A 15433-nucleotide genomic window follows, 5' to 3' on the forward strand; every position below is an offset into this window, starting at 1 on the left:
CGCCATTATTTACTTGCAGATTACTTGCGCAAACACCGCGGATACAGGATTAAAAAGAAATCATGGCCTGAGTGTAATAATCGCCCCGACATCATACCTAATATCAGAAACAATATTAAATTTACAGATTCATATACTTATATCAATATTTTATATCAGGCCAATATACATAGCGCGATATCAAAAAAATCATCACCATCAACAAAAGATTAATTGAAATGATAAATATAAACAGGCCAATATTATTTATTGTTAACCAGTACCAGAATTTATTGTCCAAGTGCTTTTATCCATAAAACCTGCTTATATTCAATCAAACCGAATCGCAGCATGAATCCAAAAAAAATTAAATAAAATTATTAATTCATCACCATAACTGGACTATCTGGTTTTATCCAGATTGCTAACAATCATATTGCTTTAGCATTCCATTGCTAGCTGATTCGAAATTATCATCTTTCAGCCAGCCTGTTTTTCAATGTTTGTTTAACTGCTTAAGCCATTTCACTAAACGTATATGCAGATTATCGAATGCCATATATCAACCAAACCATCACAACCACATGCCCATTATCATAAAAAAGGTATAAAAAACGGCAGCTATAGCTGCCGTTGAAAACTCAATTACATTATTGCTGTGATTTCTGCTCTGGTTCTGACGCTTTAGTTTCAGCATCACTTACAGCTTCTGCCTCAGAATCAGTTGCAGCGGCTTCTTCAGCAACAGGTTGCTCAGCGTCAGCATCCTTAACCACATTTTCACTGAAATCTTTCGGTGGACTAGGCTCTTTGCCAGCCATGATTTCCAGCACCTGATCACGATCAATGGTTTCCCACTCAATCAAGGCTTTGGCCATGGCGTGCATCTTATCCTGATTTTCATCCAGAATTTTGTAAGCAACAGCATATTGCTCATCAAGAATACGACGCACTTCAGCATCCACTTCCTGCATGGTTTTTTCAGAAATATTTTTCGACTGAGTTACTGAACGTCCAAGAAATACTTCGTTTTCATTTTCGCCATACACCATTGGCCCCATCTTCTTGGACATACCATAACGCGTCACCATGTCACGGGCAAGCTGAGTAGCGCGTTCAAAGTCATTAGAAGCACCAGTAGAAACACGGCCAATAAACATTTGCTCAGCAATACGGCCACCAAACAAAATCGAAATCTTATTGAGCATCTGGTCTTCATACATACTGATGCGATCACGTTCCGGTAACTGCCACGTCAGCCCCAGTGCGCGGCCACGAGGCATAATCGTTACTTTATGCACAGGGTCAGTAAAGTCCAGCGTCTCAGCAACAACCGCATGGCCAGATTCATGGTAAGCAGTGGCTTTCTTTTCATCCTCATGCATCACCATAGAACGACGTTCCGGGCCCATATAAATTTTATCTTTGGCGTCTTCAAAGTCACTCATATCAACTTTGGTCTTGTTACGACGACCGGCAAACAGTGCAGCTTCATTCACCAGATTGGCCAAATCGGCACCAGAGAAACCAGGAGTACCACGTGCCAGCACCGGCAAATCCACAGACTTATCCAAAGGCACTTTAGTTGCGTGTACTTTCAGAATCTGTTCACGACCACGTATATCCGGTAGAGGCACGACTACCTGCCGGTCAAAGCGACCCGGACGCATCAGTGCCGGATCAAGCACATCGGGGCGGTTAGTGGCTGCAATCACAATCACTGTCGTATTGCTATCAAAACCATCCATTTCAACCAGTAGCTGATTCAGAGTTTGCTCACGTTCATCATTACCACCGCCCAAACCAGCACCACGCTGGCGGCCTACCGCATCAATTTCATCAATAAAAATAATACAGGGTGCATTCTTCTTCGCCTGCTCAAACATATCACGCACACGTGAAGCACCTACACCAACAAACATTTCCACAAAATCTGAACCGGAAATACTGAAAAACGGTACCTGTGCCTCGCCAGCAATAGCCTTGGCCAGCAAAGTCTTACCCGTACCCGGGCTGCCGCACATCAGAATACCACGAGGCATACGGCCACCCAGCGTCTGATAACGCTGCGGAGCACGCAGATAATCCACAACTTCCTGTACTTCTTCCTTGGCTTCATCACAACCAGCCACATCGGCAAAAGTAACTTTATTGGCTTCCTTATCCAGAAGACGGGCACGGCTTTTACCAAAAGAGAAAGCACCGCCCTTACCGCCGCCGCCCTGCATAGAGCGCATAAAATAAAAGAACACCCCAATCAGCAACAGCATCGGCAACATACTGTAAAGCAGATTAGTTAAAACACTTGGCTTTTCTTCCGGAATCACATTAACCCGAACATTCTTAGCCAGCAGGTTATTAATTAAACCATTCTCCAGTGGCGTAGGAGCATTAGTGGTAAATGATGATTTATCATTGCGCAAACCTTTTAGCTGAAAGCCATTAACTACCGAACCTTCAATATTTACGCTGGCAATCTCACCCTTGTTAACCTGCTGAATAAACTGAGAGTATTCAATCTTCTGTTTACTCTCTTTTTTCTCAGTTATGGCATTGAATGCGGCCATTAAAATTAACGCCAGCACCAGCCAGACAAAAAGATTCTTTACGGTATTCCGCACTGTCAGAAACTCCTAAGGAGGTTAATTAATTGTTGTTCAGAATAGTCAGCACAGCCAACACCCTCAGGCTTGGCCATCACAACTATTTTTTACCGCGACCGAGCAGATAAATTTCACTGGAACGGTCACGTGAAGCTTTCGGCTTGCGAATCAATACCTGTGCAAAGCTATCTTTCATCACCTGCTGAAACTCTTGCAGACCACTGCCCTGAAACACCTTCACCAGGAAATCACCACCCTGTTTCAGATGTGCCTGCGCAAACTCCAGACCCAACTCTGCCAGATACAAACTGCGCGCCTGATCAGTAATGTTATTGCCTGACATATTGGGTGCCATATCACAAATTACAAGATCCAGCTCACAGCCATCCAGTAACGTTTCAAACTGCACCAGTACTTCATTCTCGCGAAAATCACCCTGAATAAAGCGTACACCTGCCACTGGCTCCATTGGCAAAATATCCAGCGCGAACACCTGCCCCTGCTTACCGGCCAGTTTAGCTGCAACCTGCGACCAGCTTCCGGGCGCACTGCCAAGGTCTGCCACCACCGCACCCGGCCGTATCAGATGATCCTTATCATTGATTTCCAGCAGCTTGTAGGCTGCACGTGCACGATAGCCTTCTTTCTGAGCCAAATGAACATAATGATCGTTAACATGCTCATTGAGCCATGCACTGGAAGATTTAGAACGAACACCCATGATGCAATTTCTTGAAAAAACCTTCACATTGTATCGTGAAATCGAAGCGGAATACAGAGCATACCAGTAGCAAAGCTGATAAATTTAACAGCCTAAAACAGCAGCAGATTACCTTAGCCAGCCACCAAAACAGTCTGAATTCACCGCTTCTACCTCAAACCTGAATCTATCTTCTTTGCATCATACTGCCAGCAGCGCTTTAAGCAAAAATACTGATTAACAAAATAAAAGTATGAATAATCTACTCAGCATACAGAATTGATTCAGCCGTTAATACTCAACAGCACAGCTCAACCTGATTTGATTTCTCCAAATCAGATAGCGGATGAAACACTTCAACAACTGCACCACAATAAAAGCCGCAGCGGCAGAAGCCGGCATATAATCAAAAGCATATATTCTGGTAGTTAACGGCATAATCGAATCATGGGTTGCCACATAGGTTGCCCATGTAGTGCGCTCATCATCTTTAGAAACTGTCTGGATTAACTGCTGCTGTGGCCGCTGCTCAATCACTTGATAACTAAACGAACTATATTCACCATACTGTTTATGCCCCTTAGGCACAGGAGCCAGATAGGAGGTATTTGCAGACCTGACATCTCTATCTGCCGTATAACTGATACCTTCAAAAGAAGCATCAGCCTGAAATACCGCCACATCAAAAGGAAACATAGATTCTTTTCTCATACTGTCCCGCGCTTCAGTATAGGAAAGAATCTGTATAAACAATCCCATTAACCAGTACCAAGCAAACAGTCTGAAAAAAATGGTATCCAGCACCCACAATGTACCACTGTATATACGCTGAAATTTCATCATTATTAATTCAAAACAGCATCAATCAAGGTTTAAAATATTCAAAACAGAAACAGTTAATAGTCCATACATGGCAATCAGCCTGAAGAAACTTCAATAATTTAAACATATATTATCAAAAAAAGATAAAATCAACACATATTTCAAACAACTACTCGGTTATACCCAACAGGCAAACTTCTGCTTACCACTTCATCACATATATTCACTACCTAATATTATAAACACAGCATATGCTGGCGGAGTTAATTAACCAGCCATACACAAATATTATACGTATTACATAAAATCAGATTGATATTAACTATAAAAATTTGGCTGCCTCATTTAAAATAGCTCAATCTGAATTCAACCAGCGTACCCGCCAGCGGGATAGGCAGGTTTTAGCAATATGGAAACCAAAATGGCAACTGATAAACTAAGCAGTAAAGATAAAATGGCATTAAAAGCACGCGCGCATCAACTGCATGCGGTCGTATTAATCGGGCAGCACGGGCTAACAGCCGAAGTAATCGCCGAAACCAACCGCAATCTCGATGCGCACGAGCTGATTAAAGTACAGGTTGCCGGTGACGAACGTGCACAACGTATTGCCATTGCTGAAGCATTGTGCGCAGCTACAGGCGCCGAGCTGATACAGCACATTGGCAAACAACTGGTGTTATACCGTCGAAAAGCTGAAACAGCTGAATAAACAAAAGCGATTCATTTCATGAATCGCTTAATGATTTTGCCTTTAGCGGTTTAACCCAAGGCAACAGACAACTGATTAAAAACCGCCTGCTTAAATATAAAAAACCTCAAGAATTTCATATTCACGCACACCACTTGGTGCCTGAACTTCGGCCACATCGCCTTCTTCCTTGCCAATCAACGCGCGTGCTATCGGTGAACCAACAAAAATTTTTGCCTGTTTAATATCGGCCTCATCTTCACCCACAATCTGATAACTAACCACTTCTTCAGTTTCCAGGTCCTGCATTTTCACTGTTGCCCCGAATACCACTTTACCATCGGCATTGGTTTCTTTCGGGTCGATAATGTGTGCCAATGAGAGCTTGTGCTCAATTTCAGCAATCCGGCCTTCAATAAAGCCCTGTTTTTCCTTAGCAGCTTCGTATTCTGCATTTTCCGACAGATCGCCATGTGAACGTGCCTCAGCAATAGCCTCAATCACAGCAGGACGAGCCACACTCTTAAGTTCTTGCAGCTCCTGCTTCAGCAAATCGGCACCAATTACGGTCAACGGAATTTTTTGCATCATATTTCTCCAAGATACCGCAGCTGAATGCGCCAACGGTATTTCGTATTAATAACAAAAAGCAAGCCGCCCGATTCTGGCGGCTTGCGCTGTTCCATAAGTGATATTTTATCAGACCAGTATAAAATAGCAATGCTTATTTTACAGGTGCAGAGATAAGCATGTATACCTCCTGCTTTAAGGTAGGCTGGTACTTTCTTGCCATCATTAAATACATCCGTAAATTCCAGTACAACATCGGCTTGGTGTTTAACCTATGATTGCAACAACGTCAATATCGTATGGTTTGTCCTGTAATTCACGTATAAAGCTGCGCCTAACACGGCAAAACCATTAATAGCTGCATTATTCATGATGACTGCCCATTACATTGAAAAAACATACAAACTGGCACAGCAACACAAATATTATTTACATGATAATAAAAAATATACTAATTATTTATTATATGTTTACAAATAGATTCTTTTGTTTACCGACATACAAAAACGGCATAGCATAAAAAAATACATACTATTTCGTATGGTATTGGAAGAATGCAAAACAGAAATGGATAAAAAAATAATTATCGTTGGGTTTGTGCTAGCAATTGGCGTTCTGGCACAAGCAATATTTACCATGGGTTTTGCTGGCATTCCTATCACCGGAATTTTAATGCGAGATGCTTATCATTTTTCATGATACGAGCTTGGTTTTGTTTTAGGTTCAATGGGATTGGGAGTTACAGCTTCAGAAATAATTTGGGGGCTACTCACCGATAAACTGGGTGAGAAAAAAGTTCTGATTTTAGGCTTATGGTCGTCAGCCATAGCGTATGCCTTAATCGCCATATCACTTACACCAGAGGCTTCGTCTGGCGGTGTCAAGTATCTACACTTGGGCACAGCCCTAGCAATAACTGGGGCTTTCAGCGGTAGTATTAGCTCCTCATCGGGCAGAACAGTCATGTCATGGTTTGATGATAGTGAGCGTGGATTTGCCATAAGTGTTCGCCAAACTGCAATCCCGGTTGGCAGGGCGATTGGTACAGGATTACTGCCCTAGTTGGCCTATTCATATGGTTTTGATGATGTTTACCGTGTTAGCCATCGCAGGCTTGAGCGTTGGCCTTGTGGTTGTATTGTTTATCAACGCTAAACATGCCGAATCAAAATATATATCCAAATCAACGCTCACCATTCCCTCACCGCTTAAAAGTATTGTAGTCTGGAAGGTTGTTATGGCCGCCGGTTTTCTAACGGTACCTCAAATGGCAGTACTTACATTTGGCGGCATCTATATGCTCGATATCCTGCATATAGGTTTAACATCAATCTCTGTTATTCTCATTAAGTGTGCAGATTGGCGGCGGCATGCTCAGAATTTGGGCACTGAGCAGCATTAAAATATGTTCATTTTTCTACTCAAATGTATTGTTAAAAGGTTAATATGCCCAACTCTGTGGCTGCTCAGTAACAAACCAGTCAGACAACAATTCAGTTAAACCATACTAATAGTTTCATTACTTTACAAAAATATCAATTATGGCATACACTCAAAAATAAGTATTAATTCTAAAGTTAGATATATTTTTCTTTTCAAATTTAAATATTTAAATTGATTTAATGATACTAAACTTCTAATTATGAGTACTATTAAAAGAACGGCAAGAATGGATATTTTCATAGAAGAAGATAGAAATACCATTCTTATTCAGGAAAAATGGCAATATACCCGGTTTACCCGAACTACTCCTTGAGCCATAAGAGAAAAAAGAAAATTCCATCAATCTGCTGATGTTCTTATTAGCAAAATTTGGGGAAATTATTTTAAGTTAAAAATTCGGGGACTATCTAACTTTGCTGTGAAACATAAGAATAGTATTTTCACCGTAGATTTTGACATCAAATGGGTATTCACAAATCCTCACTGGACAGTAAATGTAATCAAAATAGCTCCGGGGGATTTTGAAACAAGTTATGTAATCTGGGATCGAAGAATAATTAGCTTAGATACTGAAGATATTAAATCAAACTATAAGGATTACTTTGGTTTGAAAGATTATTATCAATTTCCTATTGCTCATGAATTTGGGTACACTGTGGGGAATGTTCCAATCATTGGACATTCAGATGAATATCATGATGATAATCGCATTAATGGAGGCTTTAAACTGGATTACCCAGTGTAATGAATGTAGAAAATGAATTACGGAAACGTCATTTAGTTGATATTCTAAATCAGCTAACGCCATGTTACCTAATACAACTTTTTATCTAATATCAAGTTATGAAGAAATATGTATTTATTATATTATTCGTTCTACTACTGTCTTCGTGCAATAAAATTAAAGTAATAGAAGAAAATAATCATGAAAATCACATAGTAGCTAATAAAGAATTAAATAGAATTGATGGCGACACTATGGAAAAATTTATGAATTTTAATCAGATAGAACAAACACCTGTAGATAGTCTGATAAAAAAATATCCGCCCTTATGGGATAAAACTTTTATTCTGGGTAAAAAAGACGGTTTTATTACCGAATTTAGAGCAGGGCTATCCAAACAATTTACACAAAAAGAAATAAGGAGCAGAGATATAAAAATTAGGGAAGTGACATGGGCTAGCAGTAATGAAGAAAACCTCACTGTTTGGTTTGAAGAAAAAGACCATAAATGGATTCCTGTAGAACATTTCATCTGGGATAAAAATGCTGTGTTTTAAAATTTACTTTAGCAATCAACCATTTCCCCTAAATGAGCTGTACTATTTTAGAAAGTAGTTACATATTAGATACAACTAAGCTAATAAAGATATAGGTTATAGCGTATAAAAATATGGCATAGTTACCAGTAAATGAGATTAAAACCAACTATTATGCAGATTGATCACAATTCGTTTACTCAATCTGCAATAAATAGGTTATTTGAGTATTAATGTCTTCCCTCATCAAATAAAACGCCCTTCAAATACACATCTGAAAGGCGAAAGATTACCAAAAATCAATTTATCCGGCTAATTCAGTCAGGAATTGATTCTTAATCAATTTTAGATAATTAAAATGGAATATCGTCATCGATATCATCCACTGGCGCCGGTGTTGGTGCTGGCCGTGGTGCCTGACGGCGTGGTGCTGCCGGTGGCGGGCTGGAAGCAGCAGGTGCGGCATCATAACCGCCCTGACTATAGTTGTTGCCGCCCTGAGCATAATCAGCACCGCCACCCGTTTGATCATAGCCGCCGCCAGCACTGGCGCTATCATTACGGCTGCCCAGCATTTTCATTTCATTGCCGATGATGTCGTAAGCTGTGCGTTCGATACCATCTTTACCGCTATATTTACGGCTTTGAATACGGCCTTCGATATACACCTGACTACCTTTACGCAGATACTGGCTGGCTATCTCACCCAGCTTGCCAAACAGAGTAATGTTGTGCCATTCGGTACGGGTCTGGCGCTCACCATTGCGGTCACGCCATTGTTCATCAGTAGCGATAGAGAAGTTGGTTACTGCATCGCCGCTAGGCATATATCGCGTTTCAGGGTCTCGACCCAAACGGCCAACCAGGATGACTTTATTAACAGACATGGTGGTTTCCTAATAATGAATACAGGTGGTCTTTCCAGACAACCCGTGTTGAAAAGATTATCTTTGTTACAGAATACTTGTTACGCCCATTGCCAGTGCCGCTGCCAGGCACTGATAACAGCATTTGAATAAGTAGTACGGCCCAAACTGCCATTATAACGCGCCAGTGCTCGTGCCATATTACCATTCTCTCGGTTTCGATAATAACGCAGGATGGTGCAGCCATAACGTAAGTTAGTGCGAATATCGAATAAGTTATGTTCCGGACGGCCAATCTGTTTCACCCAGAATGGCATTACCTGCATCAGTCCGCGTGCCCCTACGCCAGAAATAGCATACTGGCGAAAACGGCTTTCTACTTCAATCAGGCCCAGTATCACCTGTGTATCCAGACCAGCACGCATCGCTTCATACTGGATGTTGGTGAGCAAACGCTTACGTGCATAATCATCTGGAACATATGGCGCAAGCCGTGTCGACATGGCATTTAACCAGCGGCTGGCTTCTGCCGGCGATGCAAAAATCAGTCGCGGTGGGTTGGCATTATTGACTGCATTGCGCATGATGGAAGTTACATCATCAGCAAGCGTTTCTTCGCGTTGTGCGCCTGCCAGTGCCATACGTGACATGGCTACACCCAGCATGGCAGCACTGCCAGCCTGTAATAACTGGCGTCGCGATACAGTTTTACTTCTGCGCTGCATATGAATTAATTCCGGTTATGTACAGCATATAAACTGGTTTGAAAAATTGATTGTATACAATTGTAATTGATTATTTTAAATCAGGTTAGCAAGATTAAAGATTATGCAATCAATTTGCAGTTTAACAGAATGATTTCAGCACAGAATAATAAATGTCAGACAACTGCTTTTAATGCAAAAAAGCCGATGTTTAACATTGGCTTTTTTTAACATAGACAATAACACTGGTTTAATTCAGGTCAATAGGTACGAATGCTTCACGCGCCAGTTCTTCCTGTGCCAGATCGGTTACCACTGTTGAAATCTGTACCCCGAACCAATCTTTAAAATTATCCAAGCTTAAAGTCGGCCACAAGCTTTCATCTTCACACCAGTCAGCCAGTTCAGCTGCAAAGATATCCTGATAGCGCTGTTCAATTTCAGCCCACAAATCATCAATATCCTCGCAGGCAGAAGTCAGATAAGCATTGGCATCCTGCTGTAAAATCTCTAATGATAGCTGTTCCAGATCAATATCGGGCAGGTTTTGTAACCACGCCCAAAATGGTTCAAGAGGAACAAGCAAAAATACGCTGCGATTAACTTCAAACATGATTGCATTCCTGTTGTAATATGACCCGAATTTCAGTTACTGGTTTAAATTCCGGCAATGCCTGCACTCATGCTTAGTGCACATTCCAGTAAGGCTGGTCTGCTGAGGTAGCCGCAGCAGGTAGTGTAGTATTCGCAGATTCGGCTGCTACTGGTTCAGTTGTTGCAGGCGTACTGCTGCTAACAGATGCTGAATTTTTTTCTCCAGTATCAGCAGGTTTATCTGCTATTGCCGATGCCGGCTGTGCACTGGTGTTATTACTATTTGGTGCCACCAGACTGTCGATATCGTCATCCTCATCTTCATCGGCGGTAAATAGCGTACCACCCACTTGGCTGTTACGCAGTTTCATATACATATCACGCATATAGGTGTAGCGATCCAGTGCAGCATCATTCAGGCTATCAGTTACATCCAGCAATCCTTCACGGGTGGCAACACCATTTAAACCAGCAGTACCCCAGCGTACAGCACTATCCTTGAAAATAGCGTCTTCTATCGGAAACACGTCGGTGATGGTACTGCCAATACTATCGCGTACAGTTGACGGGCCAAAAATCGGATAAACGAAGTAATTACTGTTTTTCCAGCCCCATGAGGCAAAAGTGTCGCCAAGTGTATTTTTATTATTCGGAATCTGGCCGGCATCAGCAATATTCAATAAACCGCCTAAACCAAAAGTACTATTGATGCCAACGCGGACAAAATCTGTACTGGCCTTTTCAATATCCAGCCGCAACAGATTACTGCCGAAACTAACCACATCACGCAGATTATTGAAGAAGTTATTTACGCCGGTACGTACAGGTGAAGGTGTTACTTTACGGTAACCACGAGCTACCGGTGTCATGATATAACGATCCAGATGATCGTTAATATTGAACATTACCCGGTTATATCCTTCGTACGGGTCTTTATAGGCCTGTTCTTCGGCCCAGCTCACCTGACTCAGGCATAATAGCAGTGTAGCTGCCAGCAACTTTTTTTTACTCATTGTAATGATTCCTCTACGCCGTAAAGTGCCATCAGGGTAATCAGCCCTGCTGGCACGCCGGCGATGTGCAACATGAATTTTTGTCTACGCGCCAATCGCTTTGCCGCCACCAATAAGGCCACACATGCTGAATCGGCTTCGGTTACACCACTGACATCCACTTTTTCAATGCCGGCATTCTGGATACAGTCACAAAATCGCTTGTAATCGTTTTCCCCTACTGTACTCATGGTTACCTTATCATGAATCATCAGAGTTTTACCCTGCACGGTGGTTTGCATGGTTATTTACCGTTTTTGGCACGTAAATCAGCTACCAGACCATCAATACCTTTCTGGCTGATGGTTTGATTAAACTGGTTACGGTATACGGTAACCAGACTGGCACCTTCAACGGCAACATTATAAATGCGGTATATGCTACCAGCCTGATACATGGTGTAATCCATGCGTACCGGTTTGCTGTTCGGTGTGGTGATATCTACACGCACAATGATTTCACGCCCATTTTTATTCACTACCGGATTACTGTAAACGTTCGCTTTGGCGTTTCTGAATTTCAACATGGTACCGGAGTAAGTACGGATCAACAGGGTTTTAAATTCCTGAGTCAGCGCCTGCTGCTGGGCCGGGCTGGCTGTACGCCATGGTGCGCCTACAGCCAGTGCAGTCATGCGCTCAAAATCAAAATAGGGAATGGCATAGTTTTCTGCCTGTCGGCGCACTTGATCGTCATTTTTTCCATTAGCTGAGCTCAAAATATTCAATACCTGAGTGGCATTATCCTTTAGCTGGCTTACTGCCTGCTGTGGCGAGGCAAAAGCCATGCTAATGCTCATAATACCAATGCTTAATATACCCAGTAGCGTAGATTTGTTCAGTTTCATTGTATATTCCTTCAATTAAATATATTGTGTGTTTACCTGCTGCTATCTTTTTTACTCACTGGCCGAAGCAGCGGTACTGTCTGTTTGTTTGTTATTGCCTTTGGCGTTACCTTCAGCAAAGCTGGTCATAAATTTACCAATCAATTGTTCCAGTACCAAAGCAGAACTGGTAATGGTAATGGTGTCACCATCGGCCAGACTATCCAGATCTCCGCCCTGCTCCAACCCGATGTACTGATCGCCGAGTAAACCAGAAGTCAGAATCTGCGCAGACGTATCGCTACTAAACTGGTATTGTTTATCAATTTTTAAAGTTACTTTAGCCCAATAAGTTTTGGGATCAAGCACAATTTTGTCTACCCGTCCTACTACTACTCCGGCAGCTTTGACGGGCGCCTGTGCTTTCAGCCCGCCAATATCGCTGAATGAAGCCGATAAAGTATATGTAGGCTGGGAGGAACCAATGCCATTACCACCAGCTACGCGAAAAGCTAAAAATAGGATTGCCACTATGCCTATTAAAACGAATAGGCCAACCAGCATTTCCAGACTGTTTTTTTTCATATCATTACCCTGTTAATCTGTATCTTATTTGGTAAACATCAGAGCCGTCAGCATAAAATCCACAGCCAGAATAGTCAGAGAGCTGGATACTACGGTACGTGTATTGGCACGCAAAATGCCTTCTGAAGTAGGCTTTGCATAAAAGCCCTGATAAACCGCAATCAGAGTGACTACCACGCCAAACACCAGTGATTTAATCAGGCCGTTTACGACATCATAATGAAAATCCAGATTATTCTGCATTTGTCCCCAGAACACACCGCTGTCCATACCAAAATATCTTACGCCAATCAGATAAGCACCATATACGCCAGCCACATTGAATATAGAGGCCAGTAAGGGCATGGAAAGCACACCGGCCCAGAAACGCGGCGCCACCACCCGTGCCACCGGATCAATAGCCATGACATTCATCGCTTCCAGTTGCTCAGTGGTTTTCATCAATCCAATCTCACTGGTCATTGCGCCGCCGGCACTGCTGGCAAACAGAATCGCCGCAAGTACAGGCCCCAGTTCCCGCAACATGGCTGCCGCCACCATATAGCCAAGGATATCGGCTGATTTGAATTTGGCCAGCTGTGTATAGGCCTGCAAGCCCAGCACCATACCGACAAACAGCCCGGATACAGCAATAATGATGATCGAGAGAACACCGGAAAAATACATTTGCCGAATCATCAGACCCGGGCGGCGTAAAACAGTTCCACTGCGCAACAAGGCAGCAAACAGGAATAATGTTGCCCGCCCCAGATGCTGGACAAAACTCAGGGTTTTTGCACCCAGTTGCTCAATTGCTTTCATCACGCGATGTTTAAATCCTGTTGTAAGGTAGTGGTTACCGGATAGCGGAATGCTACCGGCCCGTCAGCCTGCCCATGAATAAACTGATTTATCCATGGTGAATCCAGTTCACGCATTTCTTGTGGAGAACCGGAAAAAATAATCTCTCCATGTGCCAGAAATACCACATGGCTGGCAATATCCAGAGATTGCTGAATATCGTGTGTCACCATGATACTGGTGGTTTGCAAAGCGTTGTTGATTTTACTTACCAGACTGGCTATCACGCCAAGTGAAATCGGATCCAGTCCGGTAAATGGTTCATCATATAATAATAGTGCCGGATCCAGTGCAATGGTGCGTGCCAGTGCCACTCGGCGTGACATGCCGCCGGAAAGTTCGGATGGCATTAAGCTCTCTACACCGCGCAAACCAACTGCATTCAGCTTCATAATTACCAGATCATGAATCATGCTTTCCGGCAAATGAGTGTGCTCCCGCATCGGAAAGGCCACATTATCGAAAACAGACAAATCCGTAAACAGGGCGCCAAACTGAAACAATACACCCATATTGCGGCGGTGGTGATACAGCTCTTCACGACTAAATTTGGCAATATCGCGACCATTGATCAGCACTTGCCCCTGCTGTGCGGTAATCTGGCCGGTCATCAGGCGCAACAGTGTGGTTTTACCACTGCCGGAACTACCCATGATAGCGGTAAAGCTACCCTGTTCCAGTTTAAAATTAATGTTTTTCAGAATAGGGCGATCGCCATAAGCGAAGCTCACATCTTTCATTTCAATAAACGGCGTAGCCATATTAAGATTTCCCATGCCGTATAGCAATTTAGATTTTATGATGTCTGCCAGTATTTATCAAATACGGCTGGGCATACTAATTAAGCTTCCAGTACTCGCTCATGCCCACTGCGGCATCAATTGCAGCAAACAGGCTGCTACTGGTAGCTTTGCCTGTACCAGCAATATCCAGTGCCGTGCCATGATCCACTGAAGTACGGATAAAAGGCAATCCCAAGGTAATATTCACACCCTCACCAAAACTTGCATACTTTAATACTGGCAAGCCCTGATCATGATACATGGCCAGAACGGCATCAGCCTGCTTGAGCATAAAAGGCTGAAACAGAGTATCTGCCGGAAATGGCCCGGTGATTTTCATGCCTTGCTGCTGTAGCTGGTGGATTACCGGCATAATAATGTTATTTTCCTCATGCCCCAGATGGCCGTTTTCACCAGCATGTGGATTGAGCCCTGCAACCAGAATACGTGGCTGTAGCAGGCCAAATTTTTGCTGTAAATCGCGATGCAGAATGGTTAATACTTCAGTTAAAAGCTCTGTTGTCAAGGCATCTGCTACGTTTCGCAGCGGTAAATGGGTAGTAGCCAAGGCCACTTTCAAACCGCCGCCGGCAAGCATCATTACTACCCGTGACGTTGCACTTTTGGCGGCCAGATATTCTGTGTGACCACTAAAAGGGATACCACTGTCGTTGATGATTCCTTTATGCACCGGAGCAGTCACCATGGCAGCAAATTCACCCTGCTGAATACCAATATATGCTCTGTCCAGCAACTGCAAAACATAAGCGGCATTGTGCACATTTAATATTCTGGCTTGCGCCGGTACCTGAACTGGAATGTGACACACTTCCAGTGTCCCAGGTACAGATTTACCCTCAGACTGATAAGGCTGGATAATTACATTTTTACCCAGTAGTGCCGCCCGCTTCTGTAATAGCAGTATATCCCCCAATACCACTATGCGTACCGGTAATGCACAGACAGCCAAATCCAGACAAATGTCGGGGCCGATGCCTGCTGGTTCACCACTGGTAACAGCAATAACTGGCTGGTTATTCATGTGATACATATCAGTATTCTGTCTGCATTAGCTACTGGGATGTCAATAAAACATCGTATACAGCCAGAATGCAT

The 15433-nt window shown here is 43.0% G+C and carries 20 protein-coding genes; 6 read left to right on the forward strand and 14 right to left on the reverse strand.

All coding sequences use genetic code 11. The features are described from left to right. Positions 1–629: 629 nt before the first annotated feature. The 3 genes from ftsH to GYX26_RS01580 form a co-directional block, all read right to left on the reverse strand. Positions 630–2600: an ATP-dependent zinc metalloprotease FtsH gene (gene ftsH, locus GYX26_RS01570; protein WP_174827767.1), complete on the reverse strand. Its 1971-nt coding sequence runs from the start codon at positions 2598–2600 to the stop codon at positions 630–632. Positions 2601–2682: 82 nt separating this feature from the next. Then, positions 2683–3303: an RlmE family RNA methyltransferase gene (locus tag GYX26_RS01575; RefSeq protein ID WP_174827768.1), complete on the reverse strand. Its 621-nt coding sequence runs from the start codon at positions 3301–3303 to the stop codon at positions 2683–2685. A gap of 270 nt (positions 3304–3573) precedes the next feature. Further along, complete coding sequence (locus GYX26_RS01580) at positions 3574–4125, reverse strand: hypothetical protein (RefSeq protein ID WP_174827769.1); 552 nt, start codon at positions 4123–4125, stop codon at positions 3574–3576. Positions 4126–4525: 400 nt separating this feature from the next. Here GYX26_RS01580 and yhbY point away from each other — a divergent pair, with 400 nt between their 5' ends. Further along, on the forward strand, positions 4526–4816 hold the full coding sequence (gene yhbY, locus GYX26_RS01585) for a ribosome assembly RNA-binding protein YhbY (protein ID WP_100089465.1): 291 nt from the start codon (positions 4526–4528) through the stop codon (positions 4814–4816). 90 nt (positions 4817–4906) lie between these two features. On the opposite strand, the gene greA is transcribed toward yhbY, so the two are convergent. After that, positions 4907–5383 carry a transcription elongation factor GreA gene (gene greA / locus GYX26_RS01590; protein ID WP_100089410.1) on the reverse strand — a complete coding sequence of 159 codons (477 nt, stop codon included), beginning with the start codon at positions 5381–5383 and terminating at the stop codon, positions 4907–4909. Between the two features lie 549 nt (positions 5384–5932). Between greA and GYX26_RS11510 the strand changes: the two genes are divergently transcribed. From GYX26_RS11510 to GYX26_RS01610, 5 genes are all read left to right on the forward strand, one after another. Then, on the forward strand, positions 5933–6064 hold the full coding sequence (locus GYX26_RS11510; protein WP_255453829.1) for a hypothetical protein: 132 nt from the start codon (positions 5933–5935) through the stop codon (positions 6062–6064). 27 nt (positions 6065–6091) lie between these two features. Further along, complete coding sequence (locus GYX26_RS11630) at positions 6092–6427, forward strand: MFS transporter (protein ID WP_174827770.1); 336 nt, start codon at positions 6092–6094, stop codon at positions 6425–6427. Between the two features lie 25 nt (positions 6428–6452). Continuing rightward, the gene (locus GYX26_RS01600; protein WP_174827771.1) at positions 6453–6767 is read left to right on the forward strand and encodes a hypothetical protein; all 315 of its coding nucleotides are present in this window, start codon (positions 6453–6455) and stop codon (positions 6765–6767) included. A 459-nt stretch (positions 6768–7226) separates the two neighbouring features. Continuing rightward, complete coding sequence (locus tag GYX26_RS01605) at positions 7227–7553, forward strand: hypothetical protein (protein WP_174827772.1); 327 nt, start codon at positions 7227–7229, stop codon at positions 7551–7553. Positions 7554–7651: 98 nt separating this feature from the next. After that, on the forward strand, positions 7652–8089 hold the full coding sequence (locus GYX26_RS01610; RefSeq protein WP_174827773.1) for a membrane lipoprotein lipid attachment site-containing protein: 438 nt from the start codon (positions 7652–7654) through the stop codon (positions 8087–8089). Positions 8090–8421: 332 nt separating this feature from the next. Here GYX26_RS01610 and GYX26_RS01615 read toward each other — a convergent pair whose 3' ends face one another. The 10 genes from GYX26_RS01615 to pdxA all read right to left on the reverse strand — a co-directional run bounded on the left by GYX26_RS01615 (position 8422) and on the right by pdxA (position 15359). Beyond that, positions 8422–8955 carry a single-stranded DNA-binding protein gene (locus GYX26_RS01615; protein ID WP_100138445.1) on the reverse strand — a complete coding sequence of 178 codons (534 nt, stop codon included), beginning with the start codon at positions 8953–8955 and terminating at the stop codon, positions 8422–8424. Between the two features lie 80 nt (positions 8956–9035). Then, the gene (locus GYX26_RS01620) at positions 9036–9659 is read right to left on the reverse strand and encodes a lytic transglycosylase domain-containing protein (RefSeq protein ID WP_174827774.1); all 624 of its coding nucleotides are present in this window, start codon (positions 9657–9659) and stop codon (positions 9036–9038) included. Positions 9660–9888: 229 nt separating this feature from the next. Then, complete coding sequence (locus GYX26_RS01625) at positions 9889–10251, reverse strand: VacJ (protein ID WP_100089418.1); 363 nt, start codon at positions 10249–10251, stop codon at positions 9889–9891. A gap of 73 nt (positions 10252–10324) precedes the next feature. Beyond that, positions 10325–11245 (reverse strand): VacJ family lipoprotein, encoded by a 921-nt coding sequence (locus GYX26_RS01630; protein WP_174827775.1) that lies wholly within the window; start codon positions 11243–11245, stop codon positions 10325–10327. Further along, complete coding sequence (locus GYX26_RS01635; RefSeq protein ID WP_100089420.1) at positions 11242–11526, reverse strand: lipid asymmetry maintenance protein MlaB; 285 nt, start codon at positions 11524–11526, stop codon at positions 11242–11244. The genes GYX26_RS01630 and GYX26_RS01635 overlap by 4 nt, the downstream gene beginning before the upstream one ends. Before the next feature lie 2 nt (positions 11527–11528). After that, a complete protein-coding gene (locus GYX26_RS01640; protein WP_370520823.1) occupies positions 11529–12131 on the reverse strand; it encodes a phospholipid-binding protein MlaC in 603 nt (200 codons plus the stop codon). Positions 12132–12182: 51 nt separating this feature from the next. Continuing rightward, positions 12183–12695 carry an outer membrane lipid asymmetry maintenance protein MlaD gene (gene mlaD, locus GYX26_RS01645; protein ID WP_100114058.1) on the reverse strand — a complete coding sequence of 171 codons (513 nt, stop codon included), beginning with the start codon at positions 12693–12695 and terminating at the stop codon, positions 12183–12185. A gap of 24 nt (positions 12696–12719) precedes the next feature. Continuing rightward, positions 12720–13496 (reverse strand): lipid asymmetry maintenance ABC transporter permease subunit MlaE, encoded by a 777-nt coding sequence (mlaE, locus tag GYX26_RS01650; RefSeq protein WP_100089422.1) that lies wholly within the window; start codon positions 13494–13496, stop codon positions 12720–12722. Next, positions 13496–14296: an ABC transporter ATP-binding protein gene (locus GYX26_RS01655; RefSeq protein ID WP_174827776.1), complete on the reverse strand. Its 801-nt coding sequence runs from the start codon at positions 14294–14296 to the stop codon at positions 13496–13498. Before GYX26_RS01655 ends, mlaE begins: the two co-directional genes overlap by 1 nt. 76 nt (positions 14297–14372) lie before the next feature. Then, on the reverse strand, positions 14373–15359 hold the full coding sequence (gene pdxA, locus GYX26_RS01660) for a 4-hydroxythreonine-4-phosphate dehydrogenase PdxA (RefSeq protein WP_174827827.1): 987 nt from the start codon (positions 15357–15359) through the stop codon (positions 14373–14375). Positions 15360–15433 lie beyond the last annotated feature (74 nt).

Origin of the sequence: Snodgrassella sp. ESL0253 (assembly GCF_013344965.1) — a bacterium.
In the GTDB taxonomy this organism is placed as follows: Bacteria; Pseudomonadota; Gammaproteobacteria; order Burkholderiales; family Neisseriaceae; genus Snodgrassella; species Snodgrassella alvi_B.

Excerpts from the sequence above, each read along its gene's own strand:
- pdxA (WP_174827827.1), bottom strand. The coding sequence starts at position 15,359 with ATGAATAACCAGCCAGTTATTGCTGTTACCAGTGGTGAACCAGCAGGC.
- GYX26_RS01580 (WP_174827769.1), bottom strand. The coding sequence starts at position 4,125 with ATGATGAAATTTCAGCGTATATACAGTGGTACATTGTGGGTGCTGGAT.
- GYX26_RS11630 (WP_174827770.1), top strand. The coding sequence starts at position 6,092 with ATGGGATTGGGAGTTACAGCTTCAGAAATAATTTGGGGGCTACTCACC.
- GYX26_RS11510 (WP_255453829.1), top strand. The coding sequence starts at position 5,933 with ATGGATAAAAAAATAATTATCGTTGGGTTTGTGCTAGCAATTGGCGTT.
- mlaD (WP_100114058.1), bottom strand. The coding sequence starts at position 12,695 with ATGAAAAAAAACAGTCTGGAAATGCTGGTTGGCCTATTCGTTTTAATA.
- greA (WP_100089410.1), bottom strand. The coding sequence starts at position 5,383 with ATGCAAAAAATTCCGTTGACCGTAATTGGTGCCGATTTGCTGAAGCAG.
- GYX26_RS01610 (WP_174827773.1), top strand. The coding sequence starts at position 7,652 with ATGAAGAAATATGTATTTATTATATTATTCGTTCTACTACTGTCTTCG.
- GYX26_RS01640 (WP_370520823.1), bottom strand. The coding sequence starts at position 12,131 with ATGAAACTGAACAAATCTACGCTACTGGGTATATTAAGCATTGGTATT.
- GYX26_RS01615 (WP_100138445.1), bottom strand. The coding sequence starts at position 8,955 with ATGTCTGTTAATAAAGTCATCCTGGTTGGCCGTTTGGGTCGAGACCCT.
- GYX26_RS01600 (WP_174827771.1), top strand. The coding sequence starts at position 6,453 with ATGTTTACCGTGTTAGCCATCGCAGGCTTGAGCGTTGGCCTTGTGGTT.
- yhbY (WP_100089465.1), top strand. The coding sequence starts at position 4,526 with ATGGCAACTGATAAACTAAGCAGTAAAGATAAAATGGCATTAAAAGCA.
- GYX26_RS01620 (WP_174827774.1), bottom strand. The coding sequence starts at position 9,659 with ATGCAGCGCAGAAGTAAAACTGTATCGCGACGCCAGTTATTACAGGCT.
- GYX26_RS01625 (WP_100089418.1), bottom strand. The coding sequence starts at position 10,251 with ATGTTTGAAGTTAATCGCAGCGTATTTTTGCTTGTTCCTCTTGAACCA.
- GYX26_RS01655 (WP_174827776.1), bottom strand. The coding sequence starts at position 14,296 with ATGGCTACGCCGTTTATTGAAATGAAAGATGTGAGCTTCGCTTATGGC.
- GYX26_RS01575 (WP_174827768.1), bottom strand. The coding sequence starts at position 3,303 with ATGGGTGTTCGTTCTAAATCTTCCAGTGCATGGCTCAATGAGCATGTT.
- mlaE (WP_100089422.1), bottom strand. The coding sequence starts at position 13,496 with ATGAAAGCAATTGAGCAACTGGGTGCAAAAACCCTGAGTTTTGTCCAG.
- GYX26_RS01635 (WP_100089420.1), bottom strand. The coding sequence starts at position 11,526 with ATGCAAACCACCGTGCAGGGTAAAACTCTGATGATTCATGATAAGGTA.
- GYX26_RS01630 (WP_174827775.1), bottom strand. The coding sequence starts at position 11,245 with ATGAGTAAAAAAAAGTTGCTGGCAGCTACACTGCTATTATGCCTGAGT.